This window comes from Exiguobacterium profundum (assembly GCF_001909285.1).
In the GTDB taxonomy this organism is placed as follows: domain Bacteria; phylum Bacillota; class Bacilli; order Exiguobacteriales; family Exiguobacteriaceae; genus Exiguobacterium; species Exiguobacterium profundum.
The window spans coordinates 2,419,117-2,437,508 of sequence record NZ_MRSV01000001.1 but is presented as its reverse complement, the minus strand read 5'-3'; the positions used below and the strand labels follow the sequence as shown (position 1 = coordinate 2,437,508).

Genomic DNA, 18,392 nt, shown 5'->3' with positions numbered 1-18,392 from the left:
GGGGAGATCATAGATGAAAGCTTTAGTACTCGCAGAAGCGCGTGAAGGCGCGTTACGTAACGTATCATTCGAAGCCATCGCTGCGGCGAAGCAATTGACAGACGATGTGACGGCAGTCGTGATTGGGGATCACGTGCAATCACTCGCACAAGAACTCGGGGAGTATGGTGCAAGCCGCGTCCTCGTCGTCGAAGATGATCGCCTCAAGCATTATACGCCTGACGGCTACGGTCAAGTGCTCCGCCAGTTGATCGAGCAAGAAAATCCGGAAATGATCGTTCTCGGGCACACGGCTCTTGGAAAAGACATCGCACCTAAACTTGCGGCACGTCTCGATGCCGGACTCATCAGTGACGTTGTCTCCATCGAAGGAACTGGACATGATGCAGAGTTCGTGCGTCCAATCTACTCAGGGAAAGCGTTCGAAAAAGTGAAGTTCAAAGATTCGGTCATGTTCTTCACAATCCGTCCAAACAACATCGATGCACTCGCACGTCAAGCAGGCGCGAGCGTCTCTGTTGAAACGCCAGCCGTCGAATTGAAAGACCTCGCGATGATCGTCAAAGAAGTCGTGCGAAAAGCGACTGGGAAAGTGGATTTGGCGGAAGCGAAAGTCATCGTCGCAGGTGGACGTGGCGTCAAGAGCGAAGACGGGTTCAAACCACTTGAAGAGTTGGCAGAGCTTCTCGGAGGCGCGGTCGGTGCTTCACGTGGAGCATGTGACGCCGACTACTGCGATTACGCCCTTCAAATCGGACAGACGGGTAAAGTTGTCACACCGGACCTCTACATCGCATGTGGGATTTCGGGAGCGATTCAACACTTGGCTGGGATGAGTAACGCGAAAGTCATCGTCGCCATCAACAAGGACCCAGAAGCAAACATCTTCAGCGTGGCAGACTATGGTATCGTCGGCGACTTGTTCGATGTCGTCCCGATGTTGACGGAAGAGTTCCGTAAGCACCTCGTCAATAGCTAATAAGCAAAACGTTTTGGGGTTGTTACCCTCCGTGGTATACTCTGAACATGAATTGCATGAGAGTTCTCTATCAGGACTCTCTCATCTTATTGGGGAGGTTTTTACAAATGGCTATTAAACATGCAACGACTCAATCGTTTGAACAAGATGTAAAAGAGGGCGTCGTCCTCGTAGATTTCTGGGCAACTTGGTGTGGACCATGTCGCATGATTGCGCCAGTTCTTGAAGAACTCGATCAAGAAATGGGTGACCAAGTCCAAATCGTGAAACTCGATGTCGACGAAAACCCTGAAGTCGCAGGTGCTTTCCAAATCCAAAGTATCCCGACACTCATGATGTTCAAAGATGGTGAGCCTGTTTCGAAAACAATGGGCTTCCAACCAAAAGAAGCATTGAAAGAGTTTATCGCGACAGCACAATAATTGCGTAGCAGCCGATTGAGATCGGCTGCTTTTTTGTTTTACTGAGTAGAAAAGAAGGAAAAGGACAGGCAAGTAGGGAATAGGATGAGTTATTCCACGCACCCTCAATCCGGTCATATTCCGATACATAACGTCTGATTTCAAATTTTTTTTGAAGAAATTCCGTCGGCTTCCTTCATATTTAACAGATTCGGAATTTTGACGGGGGAGCGCTTGAACTGGAAGCTTTTATCATGGAAACAGACTGAAAATTTACGCTATACTCATGAGGAAGACATGATGGAGTCAAGTGACCTTACTTTACGGCTCAATCTATTGTACGACTCTGTTCGAAGGAGGAATTTTCTTGTCGCTGTTACATTTAGCTATTTTGTTGCCGCTTCTTGCGGCACCATTCATCCCGCTTTTGTTCCGGGGGATGAAACAAATTCATACAGGCTGGTTCGTCTTGATCGTTCCGGTCGTGCTCGTCACCTACTTCGCCGGATTCATTCCGATCACGAGTGCAGGGGACGTCGTGACAGAGACGATTGCGTGGATGCCATCCCTCGGGATTAACTTCACGGCATACGTCGATGGACTCAGTCTCTTGTTCGCCCTTCTCATCACGGGAATCGGCGCACTGGTCGTCCTTTATTCGATTTACTATTTGAATAAGGACAAAGAGTCGCTCGGGCATTTTTACGTGTATCTCTTGATGTTCATGAGTGCGATGCTCGGGGTCGTTCTCTCGGATAACATGATTGTCATGTATATGTTCTGGGAGCTCACATCGATTTCATCATTCCTGTTGATTGGATATTGGTATGAGAAAGAACGTTCCCGCTATGGGGCGCAGAAGTCGATGCTTCTCACCGTGTTCGGCGGATTGTCGATGCTCGGGGGGATCGTCTTACTCGAATCGATGGTCGGCTCGTACAGCATTCGCGATATGGTCGCGAACTCGGGCGTCATCGCCGAGAGTCCGTTCTTCCTCGTCGCGATGATTCTCATCTTGCTCGGGGCGTTCACGAAGTCAGCGCAGTTCCCGTTCCACATCTGGTTGCCTGACGCGATGGAAGCACCGACTCCGGTCAGTGCGTACCTCCACTCAGCAACGATGGTCAAGGCGGGTCTCTACCTTGTGGCCCGCATGAGCCCGGTGTTCCAAGAATCATCCGTCTGGCTATGGACGATTGCCGGAGTCGGGATGTTCACGATGTTCTGGGGTTCATTCAATGCCGTGAAGCAGACCGACCTGAAGGGAATCCTAGCGTTCTCGACCGTCAGTCAGCTCGGGTTGATCATGTCACTCCTTGGTCTCGGAGCGGCGGCGCTCCACTATGACGGCATGGATGACAACATCTTTATGGTCGCGACGATTGCGGCGATCTTCCATTTGATCAACCACGCGACGTTCAAAGGCTCGCTCTTCATGATGGTCGGGATTGTCGACCACGAGACGGGCACACGTGACATTCGTAAACTCGGTGGTCTGATGACCGTCATGCCGATTTCATTCACGGTCGCCGTCATCGGTTCGTTATCGATGGCTGGTCTTCCGCCATTTAACGGATTCTTGAGTAAAGAGATGTTCTTGAAGGCGACGACGAAAGTCTTCTCGGCCGACTTCTTCGCGCTCGATACGATTGGGATTCTACTCCCGGTCATCGCTTTCGTCGGAAGTGTGTTCACGTTCATCTACAGCATCATGCTGTTCACGCGGACGTTCATGGGCAAGGCGAAGTTCGATCAATTGCCGAAACAACCCCATGAGGCACCGATCGGCATGTTAATTTCGCCGGTCATCCTCGCGATTCTCGTTGTCGGTCTCGGGTTCTTCCCGAACGTGTTGTCGAACTCGCTCATCAAGCCAGCCGTCGAGTCGATCTATCCGACACTCGTCGCGCAAGGGCAAGATGTTAAAGTAGATATTTACTTCTGGCACGGTTTGACGCCTGAACTATATATGACAATCGGGGTGATCCTTCTCGGTTCATTGCTGTTCTGGCAAATGGGTAAATGGATGGGCATCTACAACCGCATCCCACATCGTTTGACGCTCAACGGGATGTACGACGGTACGCTCGTATGGTCGAACAAGGCGGCATATCGCTTTAAAGACAACTACATGACTGGTTTCATCCGGTCGTACTTGATCTATATTTTCGTCTTCCTTTCAGGTATGATGCTCTTCAGCATCTGGTGGTTCGACATGTACGGCTTCTCGTTTGAGAACCTGGCTGAGATTGCACCTTATGAATATGTGCTCGGAGCTGTCGTCATGCTAGCGGCGCTCGCGATTCTCTTCATGAAGTCGCGTCTCCCGTCCATTATCCTACTTGGGGTCGTTGGATACGGCGTGGCACTGTTCTTCGTCTTCTTCGGTGCACCGGACTTGGCGCTCACGCAGCTCGTCATCGAGACGGTCTCGGTCGCATTGTTCTTGCTCGTCTTCTATCACATGCCGGACATCAGCAAGAAGGAAGTACGGATGCGTTTCAAAGTCGGGAATGCCATCGTTGCTGTTCTCGTCGGGACGACCGTGACGCTTCTCAGCTTCATGGCGCTCACAAACAAATCGCTCACTTCGATCTCAGAGTATTACAAAGAGAACGTGTATGAGCTTGCAGCAGGTAAAAACATGGTTAACGTCGTTCTCGTCGACTTCCGTGGATTTGATACCTTGTTTGAAATCGTGGTTCTCGGGATTGCGGCTTTCGGGATCTACACGATGATTAAATTTAGAACAACACGACGTACGAAAGGAGAAGGTGAACATGAAGCAAAACAGCAGACGCGTCAATGACGTTATTTTGCAGACGGCCGCGATTATCATTTTCTTCATCATTGTCATCTTCTCCATCGACTTGTTCTTTGCCGGTCACTATTCACCAGGTGGAGGATTCATCGGTGGATTGATGACATCCGCGGCACTCGTCTTGTTGCTACTCGCATTTGATTCGAAGACGCTCGCGAACGTGCTCCCGATTGACTACCGTCTCATGACGGCGACCGGATTACTGATTGCGCTTGCGACAGGTCTTCACTCGGTTTTCTTGGGTCGTCCGTTCTTGACGCACGCATACGGGAAGTTTGACTTACCACTTCTCGGTGAACAGACGCTTCACACGGCGATTGCGTTCGACTTAGGGGTTTACCTCGTAGTCATCGGAATCACGTTGACGATTATACAAACGATTGGAGAGAGTGAATAATGGAAATCTTCGTTAGCATCATCATCGGTGTCCTGACGATGTGTGCCGTCTATCTTGTTCTCTCAAGAAGTTTGTTACGCATCATCATCGGCACTGCCTTGTTCAGTCACGCGGCACACCTTCTCGTCTTGACGACGGCAGGTTTGAAGACAGGGGCTGCCCCTGTCCTCGTCGACGGTGTGACGGATTTCACAGACCCGTTACCGCAAGCGCTCGTCTTGACGGCAATCGTCATCAGTTTCGGGGTGACGGCGTTCTTCCTCGTACTTGCCTACCGCACGTATCAGGAGCTCAGCACGGACAATATGGAAGAAATGAAAGGAACAGAATCGTATGATTAACTTACCGGTCTTTCCAATCGTCATTCCTGCGCTTGCGGCCATCCTTATGATGTTTATGCCAAAACGGGTCCAGCTGCAGCGCGCGATGGCTCTTGGAGCTTTAGTTATTACGGCGATCGTGTCACTCTTTCTCGTGCATACGGTCTCCACGGAGGGAATTCAAACCCTCAACCTCGGGAACTGGCAAGCACCGTTCGGCATCACGCTCGTATCGGATATGTTGTCAGCCCTACTCGTGACGACGTCGACTCTCCTCACGCTCTTCATCGTGTGGTTCGCCGTCCATTATTTCTCTGACTCATATGAAGGCAACTACTTGTACATCTCGATGCTGTTCTTGCTCGTCGGGGTGAACGGTGCCTTCACGACAGGTGATATCTTCAACTTGTTCGTCTTCTTTGAGGTCTTCTTGATGTCCTCATACGTATTGATTGTACTCGGTGGACGTGGCGTCCAGTTACGTGAGTCAATCAAATACTTGCTCGTGAACATCATCGCCTCGGCGCTCTTCGTCATGTCGGTCGCCTTGCTTTACGGTGTCACAGGTACACTCAACATAGCGGACTTGGCGATGAAGATCCCGCTTGTCGATAACCCGGACGTCATCACCGTCATCGGTGTGCTATTCGTCATCGTCTTCGGGATGAAAGGGGCACTCGTCCCACTTCACTACTGGCTCCCTGGAGCGTACGTGGTCGCACCGACCCCGATTCTCGCCATGTTCGGGGCTCTCTTGACGAAAGTCGGGGTGTACTCGATCTTGCGGACGTACACGCTACTCTTTGATGGGAACGGTGAGTTTTTACAGACGTTCCTCATGGTGCTCGCTGTCCTCACCATCTTCATCGGGATGACAGGGGCCATCGCCTATAACGACGTGAAGTTGATCATCATCTACAACATCATGATCGCAGTCGGGGTCATCTTATACGGGATTTCGGTCAACACGCAGACGTCCCTTGAAGGGTCGCTCTACTACTTGATTCACGATATGATCATCAAGGCCGTTCTCTTCATGCTCGTCGGGATGATGATCGGAATCACCAAATCCGGTCAACTCCGTGATATGGGCGGACTCATCACTCGCTTCCCGTTGTTCGGATGGACGTTCTTCGTCGCAGCGCTCTCGCTCGCTGGGATTCCACCACTCAGTGGATTCTTCGGGAAATTGTTGATCGTCTCAGGTGGGATGGACGAAGGCGAGCTGTTCGGACCACTTCTCGTCCTCTTGTCGAGTCTCTTCGTCCTCTATTCGGTCATGAAGATTTTCTTGAACGGGTTCTGGGGCGAGGCGAAGCGCGAGTATGATGGACCGCTCGTACCGTATACGAAGCGTTTGATTGTACCGGTCTTCTTGTTGCTCATCATTGCGGTCGCATACGGATTTGGGGCAGAAGCGATCCATCCGTATATTACGCAAGCGATTGAGCCGCTCGTCAATCCAGAAATCTATATCGATGCCGTGATAAAGGAGTGAATGACAGATGGCTTATCAACTATTGATTAACTTTTTCCTGGCGTTCATCTGGATGTTCCTCACGGGGTCGTTCACATCGAGCGGATTCTTCATCGGGTATCTACTCGGCTTACTCATCTTGTTCATGATGCGCCGATTCTTTAAATCTAGTGGGGGCGGTTTTTACTTCACACGCGTCTGGCGTCTGTTTAAACTGCTTCTCATCTTCATCCGTGAATTGTTCCTCGCGAACTTTGAGGTACTGCGCCTCGTCCTTAGTCCGAAGTTGAAGATTCAACCAGGAATTTTCCGCTATGAAACGTCGCTCGACAAAGGATGGAAAGTCAGCTTGCTCTCGATGCTGATCACGCTCACACCAGGGACGCTCGTCGTTCAGGTGTCAAAAGACAATTCCGTGCTCTATATCCACGCACTCAACATGCCGGATAAAGAAGCGCTACAAAAAGACATTTATGATAACTTTGAATCAAGCATTAAGGAGGCGACAGAGTGATGGATTTACTAGACATTCTCATCTACATCTCGCTCGCCATTCTCTTGCTTGCGATGTTGATGATGTTGTATCGTGTCGTGAAAGGACCGACGACGGCAGACCGGGTCATCGCACTCGACTCAATCGGGATCGCGCTCATCTCGGTCGTCGCGTTACTGTCGATTCTGCTCGATACGACCTTATATTTTGAAGTCATCTTACTACTCAGTATTTTGGCCTTCATCGGAACGGTGGCGTTCTCGAAATTCTTAGAGAGGGGAGAGATAATCCAACATGACCGCGACAATGATCTTTGATCTCATTACCGGCATCTTCACGATCATCGGCGTCTTCTTCACGGTCGTCGCCGCGATCGGTCTCATCCGTCTCCCTGATATTTATTCGAGAACACACGCTGCCTCGAAGAGCGCGACACTCGGTGTCATGTTCGTCCTCTTTGCGGCCGTCCTTCATGTATATGTCGATGAACGGGTGTTTGATGCAAGACTCTTGCTCGGGCTCTTCTTCGTCCTCTTGACGGCTCCTGTTGGGGGTCACCTCATCTCGCGTGCGGCGCACGCGAAAGGGGTCTCGCTCTGGGAGAAGTCGTTACAAGACGCACTGAAAGAAGACAAGGACAAAGGAATCGAATAAGAAAAAGACGGGATTTGCCAAGAGGCAAGTCCCGTCTTTTGTTTAGATGAGATAGGTCAGGTCGGAGGCGGCGGTCGGATAGGCGACTTCTAAGTGCTTCACATGTTGATGCGACAGTTTGTTCTGTATAATGAAAGAGAACAGGTTGATGAGTTCAGGGGCGTGGTGACCAATCAAATGAGCCCCGATGACGTGCCCTTCTGCACTCAGTAACACTTTTGAATATGCGGTTGCGTCGTTGATTCGTGAATAGGTGAGGAAGTGCGACATGTCCGTTTCTTTCACGTCGAAGTCAATTCCCTCAGCTTCCGCTTCCTCGACCGTAAGACCGACTTTGGCAATCGGTGGCGTCGCATAGACGATGGTCGGGGCCGGACGCTCAGGGAGTGACCGTGTATTCCCGTGAAGCATATTGAGTGCGGCGAGGCGCCCTTCCTGACCGGCGAATGGAGTGAGCGCAGGATTGGGACTTTTGGCGACGTCGCCCGCGGCGTATATATTCGGGTTACTGGTTTGCAGATGCTCGTTCACGTGTACACCGTGATGATCCGCTGTGACACCGACCGCTTCAAGCCGGAGTCGCTCGATGCTTGGAATTCGTCCTGTGGCGTTAAGGACCACGCCTTCGAGGGTAGAGTCATCTGATAACGTTAAGACGTTGCCATCGATTCGTGTTGGTTCGACGTCATGTCGGATGGTGATGCCGATTCGCTTCGATTCCTCAATGAGCCGATGGACGACGTTCGGGTCGAATGCTTTCAACGCACGTGAACGGATGAGGAGTGTCACGTCGCTTCCGAATCGTCGGAAGATATGGGCAAACTCAAATGCGATATACCCGGCGCCTACGATGTGAATCGAATGGGGAACCGTGTCAAGGTCGAACACATCATCGCTCGTGATCGCCAGTTCGCCACCTGGGATGTCAAGAGGGCGGGGCGTTTGACCCGTAGCGATTAAAAATTGAGTGGCAGAGAGCTCGTGACCATCGATGACGATTGAATCCTCATCGATAAAGTGAGGCTCTCCCTGATATAAGTCAATGTTCATCTCATCCCAATGCTGTTTTTTGGATGTTGGGATAGAGAGGCGGTACTCATCAATCCGCTTTTTAAAGGACGACCAATCCAGTGACAGGCTTCCTTCGACGCCAAGCTCACGCATACGTTCCGTTCGGGCAAGGAGTTCTGCTCCTTCGGCAAGCATCTTCTTCGGGTCACATCCGCGTTGAGGACATGTTCCCCCGAACGTCCAATTCTCAATGATGGCGATCTCTTTACCGGCTTCGCGTAAAATGGAAGCGGCTTGACCCGCTGCGGATCCGCTACCGATAATGATGACATCGTATCGTTTCATAATATAAAATCCTCCTCTGACGAGATATCACACTCTTTTTCCCGTCCAGGAGGAAGCTAAACTGAGGTGAATGGAATTGAGTCATACCGACCACATTAAACATAAATTAGCGCTGCTCCCGGACGAACCGGGTTGTTATCTGCATAAAAACGAATATGGTGAGGTCATCTATGTAGGGAAGGCAAAAAACCTCAAGAATCGGGTCCGTTCTTACTTCACGGGCGCACACGACATCAAGACGATGCGCCTCGTCGCAGAGATTCGTGACTTCGAGTACATCGTGACGGCGAGTGAACTCGAGGCGTTATTGCTCGAAATGACGCTCATCAAAAAGCACGACCCGAAGTACAACATTCGCCTCAAAGACGACAAAACATATCCGTACATCAAAATTACGAACGAACCGTATCCGCGTCTATTGACGACACGGAAATTGAAAAAAGACGGCGGACATTACTTCGGACCGTATCCGAACGCATACGCGGCGAACGAGACGAAACGTCTGCTCGATAAACTGTATCCGCTGCGGAAATGTCAGCCGATGCCGAAAAAGCTCTGTTTGTATTATCACATTGGGCAATGTCTGGGACCTTGTGAGCTCGCAGTCGATACGGATTCGCAAAAAGAGATTGTCAACGAGATTCGCCGCTTCTTGAATGGTGAGACGAGTGAGACGCTCGCGAAGCTGAATGTCGAGATGGGACGTGCCGCTGAGGACATGCAATTTGAACGGGCGGCTGAACTACGCGACCAAATTCGAGCAGTCGAATCGATCATGAACAAACAGAACATGATCACGGCCGACCCGACAGCGCGTGACGTCTTCGGCTATACTCTCGACCGAGGCTGGATGTGCGTTCAAGTATTCTATATGCGTGGCGGCAAGATGATTGAGCGCGATGTCTCACTCTTCCCGATGCATGGAGAGCCTTCGGAAGAACTCGAAAGTTTCATCGTTCAGTTCTATGAACAAAACGTCGTGCCGAAAGAGATTCTTGTACCAGAGACGGTCCGGCTTGATTTACTGAATGACGCCATCGGAACGAAAGTGATGCAGCCGAAACGAGGGGCGAAGAAACAGCTGCTTGATTTGGCGACGAAGAATGCGACAATCGCCTTGAACGAGAAGTTCGAGTTGCTCGCCCGAGATGAAGAACGGACATTGCTTGCGATGCGTGAACTTGGTGAAGCGATCGGGATTCCCAACTTGTCACGTGTCGACATCATCGACAACGCCAACATTCAGGGCGCGGACGCCGTGTCGGCACTCGTCGTCTTTGAAGACGGGAAGCCGCTCAAGAAAGAATATCGGAAGTATAAAATTCGGACGGTCCAAGGACCGGACGATTACGAGACGATGCGTGAAGTCGTCCGTCGACGATTCCGCCGTCTCTTGACGGAAGACAAACGATTACCCGATCTCCTACTGATTGATGGGGGGGTCGGGCAATTGAATGCGGCGCTCGACGTCATTCAAAATGAGTTCGGGCTCGACTTGCCGGTCGGCTCGCTCAAAAAAGATGACCGACATCGGACGAGCCAACTGTTGTTCGGAGAAGGTGGGGGCGTTGTCGAGCTCCATCCACGATCGAGCGCCTTTTATCTGTTGCAGCGGATGCAAGATGAGGTCCACCGTTTCGCCATCACGTTCCACCGCAGCCTACGGACGAAGAAGATGACGAAGTCGATACTTGATGAGATTCCGGGTGTCGGTCCGAAGCGTCGTCAACAGCTCATCCGCCATTTCGGGTCGATGAAACAGATTCGTCTGGCATCACTCGAACAATTGAAGGAAGCAGGGTTGCCAGAAAAATTAGCGGAGACCGTACTTCAATACGTGCACGAGGAGACGGATGAATGAGAGAGGTTTCAAAAAACGTAGAAAACTTCATCGCTTCTTTCATAAACGCGATCGATGGGTTCCTACCAACTGTTCAGCATATATATATCCACGGTTCACTGGCGATGGGTGGTTTTCATCCGGAACAAAGTGATGTAGATTTGTTGCTCGTCGTATCAAACGCATTGACTCGGGAGGAACGACAAAAACTCATCGACTGCTGTCTCTCGTACTCCAACGAACCATATCCGCTCGAACTGAGCATCATGACGATGGCGCAGCTAAAAGATTGGTATCATCCAAGTCCTTTTGAGTTTCACTATAGTGAAGGGTGGCGTTCACGTTTTGAAGAAGCTAGTAGGGAAGAAAGAACCGAATTGCAACAAGGATTCACCGATCCTGATTTGGCGGCTCACGTCCAAGTGATTTTAGAGCGTGGTATCACATGGCGAGGGCAACCACTTCATAAACTCCTTTCTGGATTCGATTCAGCTCATTTTTCTGATGCGATTCGAGCGGATGCGCTCGATTGTCTTGACTCGATTGAAGAACAGACGGTGTATAGCGTATTGAACTTGATACGTGGCCTGGCCTATGAACAAGAACGTGTTCTGCTCTCAAAACAAGAAGCACTCCATTGGTTAGTGAATAACGGACATTTTCCAGGAAATATTGTCGAAGTTGTTCGTAAGGCGACTCGGAGCTATGAAGGGGGAAGTGTGACGTTTCATCGACAAGAACTCAATGAATTCCGTCGCTACATGTGTCAACAACTTCAGCGGAAACAAAAATAAGAGTCGATGCGTTGGCATCGACTCTTATTTGTAGTCGTCTTTTCGGTCTAGTTGGACGGTGATTTGGACAGCTTTTCGGGTTGGATCGGCGTAACCTTCCGCGACGCACTGGAAACGACCAGCAATCTGTTCGGCTAAAAATCCAGCTTCAAGCTGATAATAACCTGTCGCTTTGGCCTGAGTCGCAGGTGGTGGGATCAATTCATAAGTAAACTTGCTCCCACGTTCCTTCTTGATTGTCAACTCTCCCCAACCTGCCTCTGCGAAGAAAGCAGTCAGTTCATCGTCGGACATCGTCGGGAACTTACGGGCGACCCGTTTTCCTGACCAATAGATGACTTGGGCGTAATCTTCGCCAAGCAAATCCGTCAACACATAGTCGCGAAGCAGTTCAATCGCGAAAGTTGGTTGGCTCATCGTTTCCATTCTATCCCATCACTCCAATCTCTCTATATCATTATAACGACCAATTGGAATTTGGTCATCCTGTAATTTTGAAAAGAATGTGGCACAAATCGGCTAGGTTGTCTTGTCATACAATTTTCACAAGAGTAGAATAGGAGACAGAAAGCTATATCTGCATTTGAAAACGCTTTTATTGACAATACGAGCCAATGCTCGTGAAAAGGGGGAACTAGAATGGCAGCGCATCGTGACTATTTCAGTCGTAAAGTCCATTCGCTACTTGGGGTCATTCCAATCGGTTTGTTTTTGATCGTCCATTTATCGGTCAACTACTACATCGTCGATGGGGTGGAGTCATTCAACAAAGCAGCAAAATTCATGGAGAACTTACCGTATTTGTACTTCCTTGAAGTGACAATTATCGCATTGCCGATGATTTTCCACGGGGTGTACGGCGTGTACTACGCGTTTCTCGGGTCAATCAACTCGAACCGCTATTCATACGCGCGCAACTGGTTGTATCTCTTCCAACGCTTCACAGGAGTTTTCCTCGTGATCTTCATCGCTTGGCACGTTTGGGAAACGCGTCTTGCGAAATTGCGCGGGGTAGAAGTCAATGCGGAGATGATGCAAAACATCGTCGACAACCCGCTCATGTTGATCTTCTACATAGTCGGAATCCTTTCGGCTACGTTCCACTTCGCGAACGGTCTTTGGTCGTTCTCGATCACGTGGGGTATCACACAGTCACCTCGTTCGCAACGTCTCATGAGCTACGTATCAGGTGTCGTGTTCTTGGCACTATCTTTTGTCGGCATCCGTTCGATTTTGACGTTTGCAGGCATCTTGTAATTAGGGGGAATTTTACATGGCAAATCAAAGTTTGATCGTCATCGGTGGCGGTCTAGCTGGACTCATGGCGACAATCAAGTCGGCAGAGATGGGTGTTCCGGTAAAACTATTCTCGCTTGTACCGGTCAAGCGTTCACATTCAGTTTGTGCCCAAGGTGGGATTAACGGGGCCGTCAACACGAAAGGGGAAGGTGACTCTCCTTGGCAACACTTTGACGACACGGTCTACGGAGGCGACTTCCTCGCCAACCAACCGCCTGTCCAAAAGATGGCGGAGAATGCTCCGAAAATCATTCACATGTTCGACCGGATGGGCGTTATGTTCAACCGTACGCCAGAAGGTCTCTTAGACTTCCGTCGTTTCGGTGGAACGCTTCACCACCGTACGGCATACGCCGGAGCGACGACAGGACAGCAACTTCTTTATGCACTCGATGAGCAGGTTCGTCGTTACGAAGCGCAAGGTCTCGTCGAGAAGTATGAGGGCTGGGAGTTCCTTCGTGCGGTCATCGACGAAGAAGGCATTTGCCGCGGTGCGGTATGTCAAGATTTGCGCTCGATGGAAATTAAAGCGTTCCCATCGGACGCGGTCATCTTGGCGACAGGTGGCCCAGGGGTCATCTTCGGTAAGTCGACAAACTCGGTCATCAACACAGGACAAGCAGCGGCAGCGGTTTATCGCCAAGGCGCGGTTTACGCGAACGGGGAGTTCATCCAGATTCACCCGACGGCGATTCCAGGGGATGACAAACTTCGTCTCATGAGTGAATCGGCTCGTGGGGAAGGTGGACGTGTCTGGACATACAAAGACGGGAAGCCGTGGTACTTCCTCGAAGAGAAGTATCCAGCATACGGAAACCTCGTACCGCGTGACATCGCAACACGTGAGATCTTCGATGTATGTGTCAACCAAAAACTCGGCGTCAACGGCGAGAACATGGTCTACCTCGACTTGTCTCACAAAGACTCGAAAGAACTTGACATCAAACTTGGTGGAATCCTTGAAATCTACGAGAAATTCGTAGGCGACGACCCGCGTAAAGTACCGATGAAAATCTTCCCGGCAGTCCACTATTCGATGGGCGGACTATGGGTCGACTACGATCAGATGACGAACATTCCAGGACTCTTCGCAGCCGGTGAATGTGACTACTCGATGCACGGTGCGAACCGTCTAGGTGCGAACTCTCTTCTTTCAGCCGTTCATGGCGGAATGGAAGCAGGGCCTGCGGCAGTCAACTACATGCGTGGTCTCGATCAAGCGACAGAAAGCGTTTCAGAAGCGCTCTTCAACTTCAATGAACGTGAAGAAATCGAGCGATTCAACAACATCCTTGCGATGGATGGAACAGAGAATGCTTATCAGATCCACCGTGAACTCGGTGAACTCATGACGGACAACGTCACAGTTGTTCGCTACAATGACAAACTTGAAGCGACCGACAAGAAAATCCAAGAATTGCGTGAACGTTTCCATAAGATTTCAGCTACGGATACGGCACGTTGGAGCAACCAAGGGGCATCGTTCATTCGACAACTCGACCACATGCTCGACCTCGCACGCGTCATCACACTTGGCGCGCTCAAGCGGGACGAGAGCCGTGGTGCCCATTACAAACCGGAGTTCCCGGAACGTAATGATGAGCAGTTCATGAAGACGACGATGGCACGTTACAAAGATGGGGAAGTCGATATCTCGTATGAAGACATCGATGTTTCGTTAATCCCGCCACGTAAACGGGATTACTCGAAGAAAGGGGCGAAGACGAAATGACGACGCCAATGCAATCTGAACAAAAAGACATCCGCTTCATTATCGAACGCCAAGATGGACCGGATCAAGCGACGTATACGGAAGAATTCACGGTACCATACCGTCCAAACATGAACGTCATCTCGGCATTGATGGAAATCCGCCGTAACCCGGTCAATGCGAACGGGGACAAGACGACACCGATCAACTGGGACATGAACTGTCTTGAAGAAGTATGTGGTGCCTGTTCGATGATTATCAACGGGAAGCCGCGCCAGTCGTGTACGGCACTCGTCGATAAGCTCGAGCAACCGATTCGTCTTGCACCGATGAAGACGTTCCCGGTCATCCGTGACCTTCAAGTCGACCGTCAACGCATGTTCGACGCGTTGAAAAAAGTGAAGGCATGGGTCCCGATCGACGGCACATACGACCTCGGTCCAGGACCGCGTATGCCGGAGAACAAACGTCAATGGGCGTACGAACTATCGAAATGTATGACGTGTGGTGTTTGTCTTGAAGCGTGTCCGAACGTGAACGACAAATCGGACTTCATCGGTCCAGCGGCGATTTCGCAAGTCCGACTCTTCAACTCACATCCAACAGGTGCCTTCCACGCGGAAGACCGCCTCGAGGCACTCATGGAAGACGGCGGCATCATGCAATGCGGAAACGCACAAAACTGTGTCGAAGTTTGTCCGAAGGGCATCCCGCTCACGACGTCAATCGCTTCGATGAACCGTCAAACGACGCTTCACTCGTTCAAACAGTTCTTTGGTAGTGACAAAGGTCGCACCGGTTCTGCGGTCGAGGCGTAAGCGAGCCGATGACCAAGTACTTTCGAGAGCCAGGTTGGGAAACACGTGTCAAAGCAGGGGTCGCGCTCGATGTGAAAGTCCGCTTTTCGGAGTGCGACCCGTATGGTCACATGAACAACACAATTCCGTTCATCTATTTCGAAGATGCCCGGATCGAGTTGTTAGAGGCGACAGGATTCTCCTTAAAGGACGGATTCGTCGTTGTCGCCGATGCGCAATGTGACTATGTTCGACAAGTCATGCCACGTCAACAGCTGACTGTGCATGCCAATATCTTGACGGTCGGAAACACTTCATGTGATATTCATTACGGGGCATATGACGGAGAGCAACTCCTTTTCGCCGGACGGACAAGCCTCGTTCATTTAACGAAGGAAGGTCGTCCTACGGAATGGACTCCGGAATATAAAAACCGCTTGCAGAATTTTTGCGAATCCGCTATCATTTGATAATGAGTTCACAAACAAAAAATATTCTGCTGGTTCGCCTGTAGAATTGAATTTTGAAGGGAGACCATCATCTCATGGAAAAAACGTTCACAGTCGTTGCTGATTCAGGAATTCACGCTCGTCCAGCTACTCAGTTAGTTAACACAGCTTCTAAGTTCCAATCAGACATCAACCTCGAGTACAATGGTAAAACAGTTAACTTGAAGTCGATCATGGGTGTACTTTCACTCGGTATCGCAAAAGATTCTACAATCAAGATCACTGCTGAAGGTGAAGATGCAGAAGAAGCGATCAACACGCTTTCTGACATGCTCACTAGCGAAGGTCTTGCTCAGTAATTCGGGTAAGGGACGAGGCGCCACTGGCGACCTCGTCTTTTTTTGTCATGGGAACGTTTCTTTTTCCGTCCGAGGTTTTTTGGTAAGATAGGTGAGAATGGAAGTGATGAAAATGAAACGAGCGATTGGAGTTCTCGATTCAGGAGTCGGCGGGTTGACGGTAGTCAAAGAATTGATGCGCCAACTCCCTAAAGAAGAAATCGTCTATATCGGAGATACAGAACGCTGTCCGTACGGGCCGCGTCCGCACGATGAGATTGAAGCATATACATGGGAATTGATTGAATTTTTATTGAAGAAAGACGTTAAAATGATTGTCATCGCCTGTAATACGGCGACAGCGGTCGTATTGAAGGAGGCGCGCAAACGTCTCGACATCCCGGTCATCGGTGTCATCGACCCGGGTGCCCGCGCGGCTGTCAAAGGAACGCGCAACAAGCATATCGGTGTCATTGGTACGAAGATGACGATTGAAAGCGGTTCATATGAGAAGGCGTTACGTCACGTAGCAGGTGAGGTCGATGTGTATTCACTCGCGTGCCCACCGTTCGTCCCGCTCGTAGAGGCTGGAGAAGTGTCTGGAGAGCGCGTGCGACAAGTGGTGGAGGAGACGCTTCGTCCACTTCAACCATCCGAGATGGATACGTTGATTCTCGGTTGTACGCATTACCCACTACTTGCTCCGGTCATTCAAGATGTGGTCGGACCGGACGTCCACCTCATCTCATCAGGTGACGAGACGGCACTTGAAGTGGCAGCGATGCTCGATTATCAGGAACTTGAAAACGGGTTGGATGCAGTCCCGGCACATTCCTTCTATGCGACGGGTGACATCGAACTATTTGACCGACTCGCGAGCGAATGGCTCGGACGTCCGGTTCATGCGGAGAAAGTCGAGGTGACCGGCATTGCGTGAAGCGAGACGATTTGATGAACTGCGCGCAGTCGAGATTGTGCCGCACGTGAACAAACATGCGGAAGGGTCCGTTTTAATATCAATCGGCGATACGAAAGTCATCTGTACCGCAACTGTGGAAGAGCGCGTACCAAATTTCCTTCGTGGAAAGAAACAAGGTTGGATCAATGCAGAATATGCGATGCTACCACGGGCGACGGGAGACCGTACTGTCCGAGAAGCGGTACGCGGAAAACAGTCGGGACGAACGATGGAGATTCAGCGTCTGATTGGTCGGTCGCTCCGCTCGGTCGTGGACTTAGAACGCCTCGGCGAACGAACGATTTGGATCGACTGTGACGTCATTCAAGCGGATGGCGGGACTCGGACGGCTTCCATCACAGGTGGCTTTTGCGCGCTCGTGTTGGCCGTCGACCGCTTGATTCGCCAAGGGAAACTTGGCGACACACCCATTAAAGAAGGGGTGGCTGCGATTTCTGTCGGACGGACCGATGAGCTCGTCTTGGACTTGGATTACCTAGAAGACGCTGCGGCAGAGGTCGATATGAATGTCGTCATGACGGCAAGCGGACGATTCGTCGAAGTACAAGGTACAGGGGAAGAGGCGACGTTCACGCTACAAGAGATGAACGAGATGCTCACGCTCGCGCAACACGGCATCGAATCATTATTCAAGACGGCGGAAGCGGCACTCGGTGCTTCTTGGTGGTACGTCGGAGAACGTTCGGAGGAGACATTATGAAGTTGATCATTGCGACACACAATCCTGGAAAAGTGAAAGAACTCGAAGGAATGCTGACGCCGCTCGGGTTCGAGGTCGAATCACTACTCGACTATCCGGATGCACCAGAGACGGAAGAGACCGGCACGACGTTTGAAGAGAACGCGGCGTTAAAAGCGACCGAGGCGGCAGCTTATTTTGGACATGCCGTTCTGGCGGACGACTCCGGTCTTGAAGTCGACGCACTTGACGGGGCACCGGGAGTATATTCAGCCCGCTTTGCAGGTCCAGAAAAGTCAGACGAGGCAAACAATGCGCTTCTTCTTGAAAAATTGAACGGAGAAACGAATCGTACGGCTCGTTTCGTCTGTGCGCTCTGTCTCGCAAAACCGAGCGGAGAGACGTTGACCGTTCGTGGAACGATCGAAGGGACAATCGGTTATTCCCCACAAGGCGAAAATGGCTTCGGATACGATCCACTCTTTATCGTCCCATCGCTTCATAAGACAGCGGCAGAGTTGGAGCGTGACGAGAAGGCGGTCGTCAGCCACCGTGGACAGGCACTACGAAAACTGGAGGCAGAAATCATACCATTCATGAAAGGATGA

21 protein-coding genes are annotated in these 18,392 nt (G+C 50.7%); 19 read left to right on the top strand and 2 right to left on the bottom strand.

Annotated features, from left to right (window positions below; genetic code table 11):
• The first annotated feature begins 13 nt into the window (after positions 1-13).
• From BBB58_RS12580 to mnhG, 9 genes are all read left to right on the top strand, one after another.
• Positions 14-979: an electron transfer flavoprotein subunit alpha/FixB family protein gene (locus BBB58_RS12580; protein WP_074037552.1), complete on the top strand. Its 966-nt coding sequence runs from the start codon at positions 14-16 to the stop codon at positions 977-979.
• Positions 980-1,086: 107 nt separating this feature from the next.
• A complete protein-coding gene (trxA, locus tag BBB58_RS12575) occupies positions 1,087-1,401 on the top strand; it encodes a thioredoxin (RefSeq protein WP_015881090.1) in 315 nt (104 codons plus the stop codon).
• 346 nt (positions 1,402-1,747) lie between these two features.
• A complete protein-coding gene (locus BBB58_RS12570; RefSeq protein WP_074037551.1) occupies positions 1,748-4,189 on the top strand; it encodes a Na+/H+ antiporter subunit A in 2,442 nt (813 codons plus the stop codon).
• The gene (locus tag BBB58_RS12565) at positions 4,161-4,598 is read left to right on the top strand and encodes a Na(+)/H(+) antiporter subunit B (protein ID WP_015881092.1); all 438 of its coding nucleotides are present in this window, start codon (positions 4,161-4,163) and stop codon (positions 4,596-4,598) included. The genes BBB58_RS12570 and BBB58_RS12565 overlap by 29 nt, the downstream gene beginning before the upstream one ends.
• Complete coding sequence (locus tag BBB58_RS12560) at positions 4,598-4,939, top strand: Na(+)/H(+) antiporter subunit C (protein ID WP_074037549.1); 342 nt, start codon at positions 4,598-4,600, stop codon at positions 4,937-4,939. Before BBB58_RS12565 ends, BBB58_RS12560 begins: the two co-directional genes overlap by 1 nt.
• The gene (locus BBB58_RS12555) at positions 4,932-6,416 is read left to right on the top strand and encodes a Na+/H+ antiporter subunit D (RefSeq protein WP_074037548.1); all 1,485 of its coding nucleotides are present in this window, start codon (positions 4,932-4,934) and stop codon (positions 6,414-6,416) included. The genes BBB58_RS12560 and BBB58_RS12555 overlap by 8 nt, the downstream gene beginning before the upstream one ends.
• 7 nt (positions 6,417-6,423) lie before the next feature.
• The gene (locus BBB58_RS12550; protein WP_074037546.1) at positions 6,424-6,909 is read left to right on the top strand and encodes a Na+/H+ antiporter subunit E; all 486 of its coding nucleotides are present in this window, start codon (positions 6,424-6,426) and stop codon (positions 6,907-6,909) included.
• Positions 6,909-7,205 carry a Na(+)/H(+) antiporter subunit F1 gene (locus tag BBB58_RS12545; RefSeq protein ID WP_026826530.1) on the top strand — a complete coding sequence of 99 codons (297 nt, stop codon included), beginning with the start codon at positions 6,909-6,911 and terminating at the stop codon, positions 7,203-7,205. The genes BBB58_RS12550 and BBB58_RS12545 overlap by 1 nt, the downstream gene beginning before the upstream one ends.
• Positions 7,183-7,542 carry a monovalent cation/H(+) antiporter subunit G gene (gene mnhG, locus BBB58_RS12540; RefSeq protein ID WP_074037545.1) on the top strand — a complete coding sequence of 120 codons (360 nt, stop codon included), beginning with the start codon at positions 7,183-7,185 and terminating at the stop codon, positions 7,540-7,542. The genes BBB58_RS12545 and mnhG overlap by 23 nt, the downstream gene beginning before the upstream one ends.
• 42 nt (positions 7,543-7,584) lie before the next feature.
• On the opposite strand, the gene BBB58_RS12535 is transcribed toward mnhG, so the two are convergent.
• Complete coding sequence (locus tag BBB58_RS12535; protein ID WP_074037543.1) at positions 7,585-8,898, bottom strand: dihydrolipoyl dehydrogenase family protein; 1,314 nt, start codon at positions 8,896-8,898, stop codon at positions 7,585-7,587.
• A 70-nt stretch (positions 8,899-8,968) separates the two neighbouring features.
• On the opposite strand from BBB58_RS12535, the gene uvrC reads away from it, so the two are divergent.
• Positions 8,969-10,759, top strand: a complete 1,791-nt coding sequence (uvrC, locus tag BBB58_RS12530) for an excinuclease ABC subunit UvrC (RefSeq protein ID WP_074037542.1) — start codon at positions 8,969-8,971, stop codon at positions 10,757-10,759.
• A complete protein-coding gene (locus BBB58_RS12525) occupies positions 10,756-11,532 on the top strand; it encodes an aminoglycoside adenylyltransferase domain-containing protein (protein ID WP_074037540.1) in 777 nt (258 codons plus the stop codon). Before uvrC ends, BBB58_RS12525 begins: the two co-directional genes overlap by 4 nt.
• Before the next feature lie 24 nt (positions 11,533-11,556).
• Here BBB58_RS12525 and BBB58_RS12520 read toward each other — a convergent pair whose 3' ends face one another.
• Positions 11,557-11,949, bottom strand: coding sequence for a YslB family protein (locus BBB58_RS12520; RefSeq protein WP_244150747.1), 393 nt, complete (start codon positions 11,947-11,949; stop codon positions 11,557-11,559).
• Between the two features lie 222 nt (positions 11,950-12,171).
• On the opposite strand from BBB58_RS12520, the gene BBB58_RS12515 reads away from it, so the two are divergent.
• The 8 genes from BBB58_RS12515 to BBB58_RS12480 all read left to right on the top strand — a co-directional run bounded on the left by BBB58_RS12515 (position 12,172) and on the right by BBB58_RS12480 (position 18,392).
• Positions 12,172-12,789, top strand: a complete 618-nt coding sequence (locus BBB58_RS12515) for a succinate dehydrogenase cytochrome b558 subunit (RefSeq protein ID WP_015881102.1) — start codon at positions 12,172-12,174, stop codon at positions 12,787-12,789.
• A 16-nt stretch (positions 12,790-12,805) separates the two neighbouring features.
• Positions 12,806-14,563, top strand: coding sequence for a succinate dehydrogenase flavoprotein subunit (gene sdhA, locus BBB58_RS12510; RefSeq protein ID WP_015881103.1), 1,758 nt, complete (start codon positions 12,806-12,808; stop codon positions 14,561-14,563).
• Positions 14,564-14,571: 8 nt separating this feature from the next.
• A complete protein-coding gene (sdhB, locus tag BBB58_RS12505) occupies positions 14,572-15,360 on the top strand; it encodes a succinate dehydrogenase iron-sulfur subunit (protein ID WP_193343274.1) in 789 nt (262 codons plus the stop codon).
• 8 nt (positions 15,361-15,368) lie between these two features.
• Complete coding sequence (locus tag BBB58_RS12500) at positions 15,369-15,809, top strand: acyl-CoA thioesterase (protein WP_074032771.1); 441 nt, start codon at positions 15,369-15,371, stop codon at positions 15,807-15,809.
• Positions 15,810-15,883: 74 nt separating this feature from the next.
• Positions 15,884-16,147, top strand: a complete 264-nt coding sequence (locus tag BBB58_RS12495) for a phosphocarrier protein HPr (RefSeq protein ID WP_015881106.1) — start codon at positions 15,884-15,886, stop codon at positions 16,145-16,147.
• 112 nt (positions 16,148-16,259) lie between these two features.
• Positions 16,260-17,063, top strand: a complete 804-nt coding sequence (gene racE / locus BBB58_RS12490; RefSeq protein WP_074037958.1) for a glutamate racemase — start codon at positions 16,260-16,262, stop codon at positions 17,061-17,063.
• Positions 17,056-17,805, top strand: coding sequence for a ribonuclease PH (gene rph, locus BBB58_RS12485; RefSeq protein WP_074037537.1), 750 nt, complete (start codon positions 17,056-17,058; stop codon positions 17,803-17,805). Before racE ends, rph begins: the two co-directional genes overlap by 8 nt.
• A complete protein-coding gene (locus BBB58_RS12480) occupies positions 17,802-18,392 on the top strand; it encodes an XTP/dITP diphosphatase (RefSeq protein ID WP_074037535.1) in 591 nt (196 codons plus the stop codon). Before rph ends, BBB58_RS12480 begins: the two co-directional genes overlap by 4 nt.

Coding starts and splice junctions, on each gene's coding strand:
- BBB58_RS12550 (WP_074037546.1), top strand. CDS start 6,424: ATGGCTTATCAACTATTGATTAACTTTTTCCTGGCGTTCATCTGGATG.
- BBB58_RS12515 (WP_015881102.1), top strand. CDS start 12,172: ATGGCAGCGCATCGTGACTATTTCAGTCGTAAAGTCCATTCGCTACTT.
- BBB58_RS12560 (WP_074037549.1), top strand. CDS start 4,598: ATGGAAATCTTCGTTAGCATCATCATCGGTGTCCTGACGATGTGTGCC.
- racE (WP_074037958.1), top strand. CDS start 16,260: ATGAAACGAGCGATTGGAGTTCTCGATTCAGGAGTCGGCGGGTTGACG.
- BBB58_RS12545 (WP_026826530.1), top strand. CDS start 6,909: ATGGATTTACTAGACATTCTCATCTACATCTCGCTCGCCATTCTCTTG.
- BBB58_RS12520 (WP_244150747.1), bottom strand. CDS start 11,949: ATGAGCCAACCAACTTTCGCGATTGAACTGCTTCGCGACTATGTGTTG.
- trxA (WP_015881090.1), top strand. CDS start 1,087: ATGGCTATTAAACATGCAACGACTCAATCGTTTGAACAAGATGTAAAA.
- BBB58_RS12565 (WP_015881092.1), top strand. CDS start 4,161: ATGAAGCAAAACAGCAGACGCGTCAATGACGTTATTTTGCAGACGGCC.
- BBB58_RS12495 (WP_015881106.1), top strand. CDS start 15,884: ATGGAAAAAACGTTCACAGTCGTTGCTGATTCAGGAATTCACGCTCGT.
- sdhB (WP_193343274.1), top strand. CDS start 14,572: ATGCAATCTGAACAAAAAGACATCCGCTTCATTATCGAACGCCAAGAT.
- mnhG (WP_074037545.1), top strand. CDS start 7,183: ATGACCGCGACAATGATCTTTGATCTCATTACCGGCATCTTCACGATC.
- BBB58_RS12555 (WP_074037548.1), top strand. CDS start 4,932: ATGATTAACTTACCGGTCTTTCCAATCGTCATTCCTGCGCTTGCGGCC.
- BBB58_RS12525 (WP_074037540.1), top strand. CDS start 10,756: ATGAGAGAGGTTTCAAAAAACGTAGAAAACTTCATCGCTTCTTTCATA.
- BBB58_RS12500 (WP_074032771.1), top strand. CDS start 15,369: ATGACCAAGTACTTTCGAGAGCCAGGTTGGGAAACACGTGTCAAAGCA.
- BBB58_RS12480 (WP_074037535.1), top strand. CDS start 17,802: ATGAAGTTGATCATTGCGACACACAATCCTGGAAAAGTGAAAGAACTC.
- BBB58_RS12580 (WP_074037552.1), top strand. CDS start 14: ATGAAAGCTTTAGTACTCGCAGAAGCGCGTGAAGGCGCGTTACGTAAC.
- uvrC (WP_074037542.1), top strand. CDS start 8,969: ATGGAATTGAGTCATACCGACCACATTAAACATAAATTAGCGCTGCTC.
- BBB58_RS12535 (WP_074037543.1), bottom strand. CDS start 8,898: ATGAAACGATACGATGTCATCATTATCGGTAGCGGATCCGCAGCGGGT.
- sdhA (WP_015881103.1), top strand. CDS start 12,806: ATGGCAAATCAAAGTTTGATCGTCATCGGTGGCGGTCTAGCTGGACTC.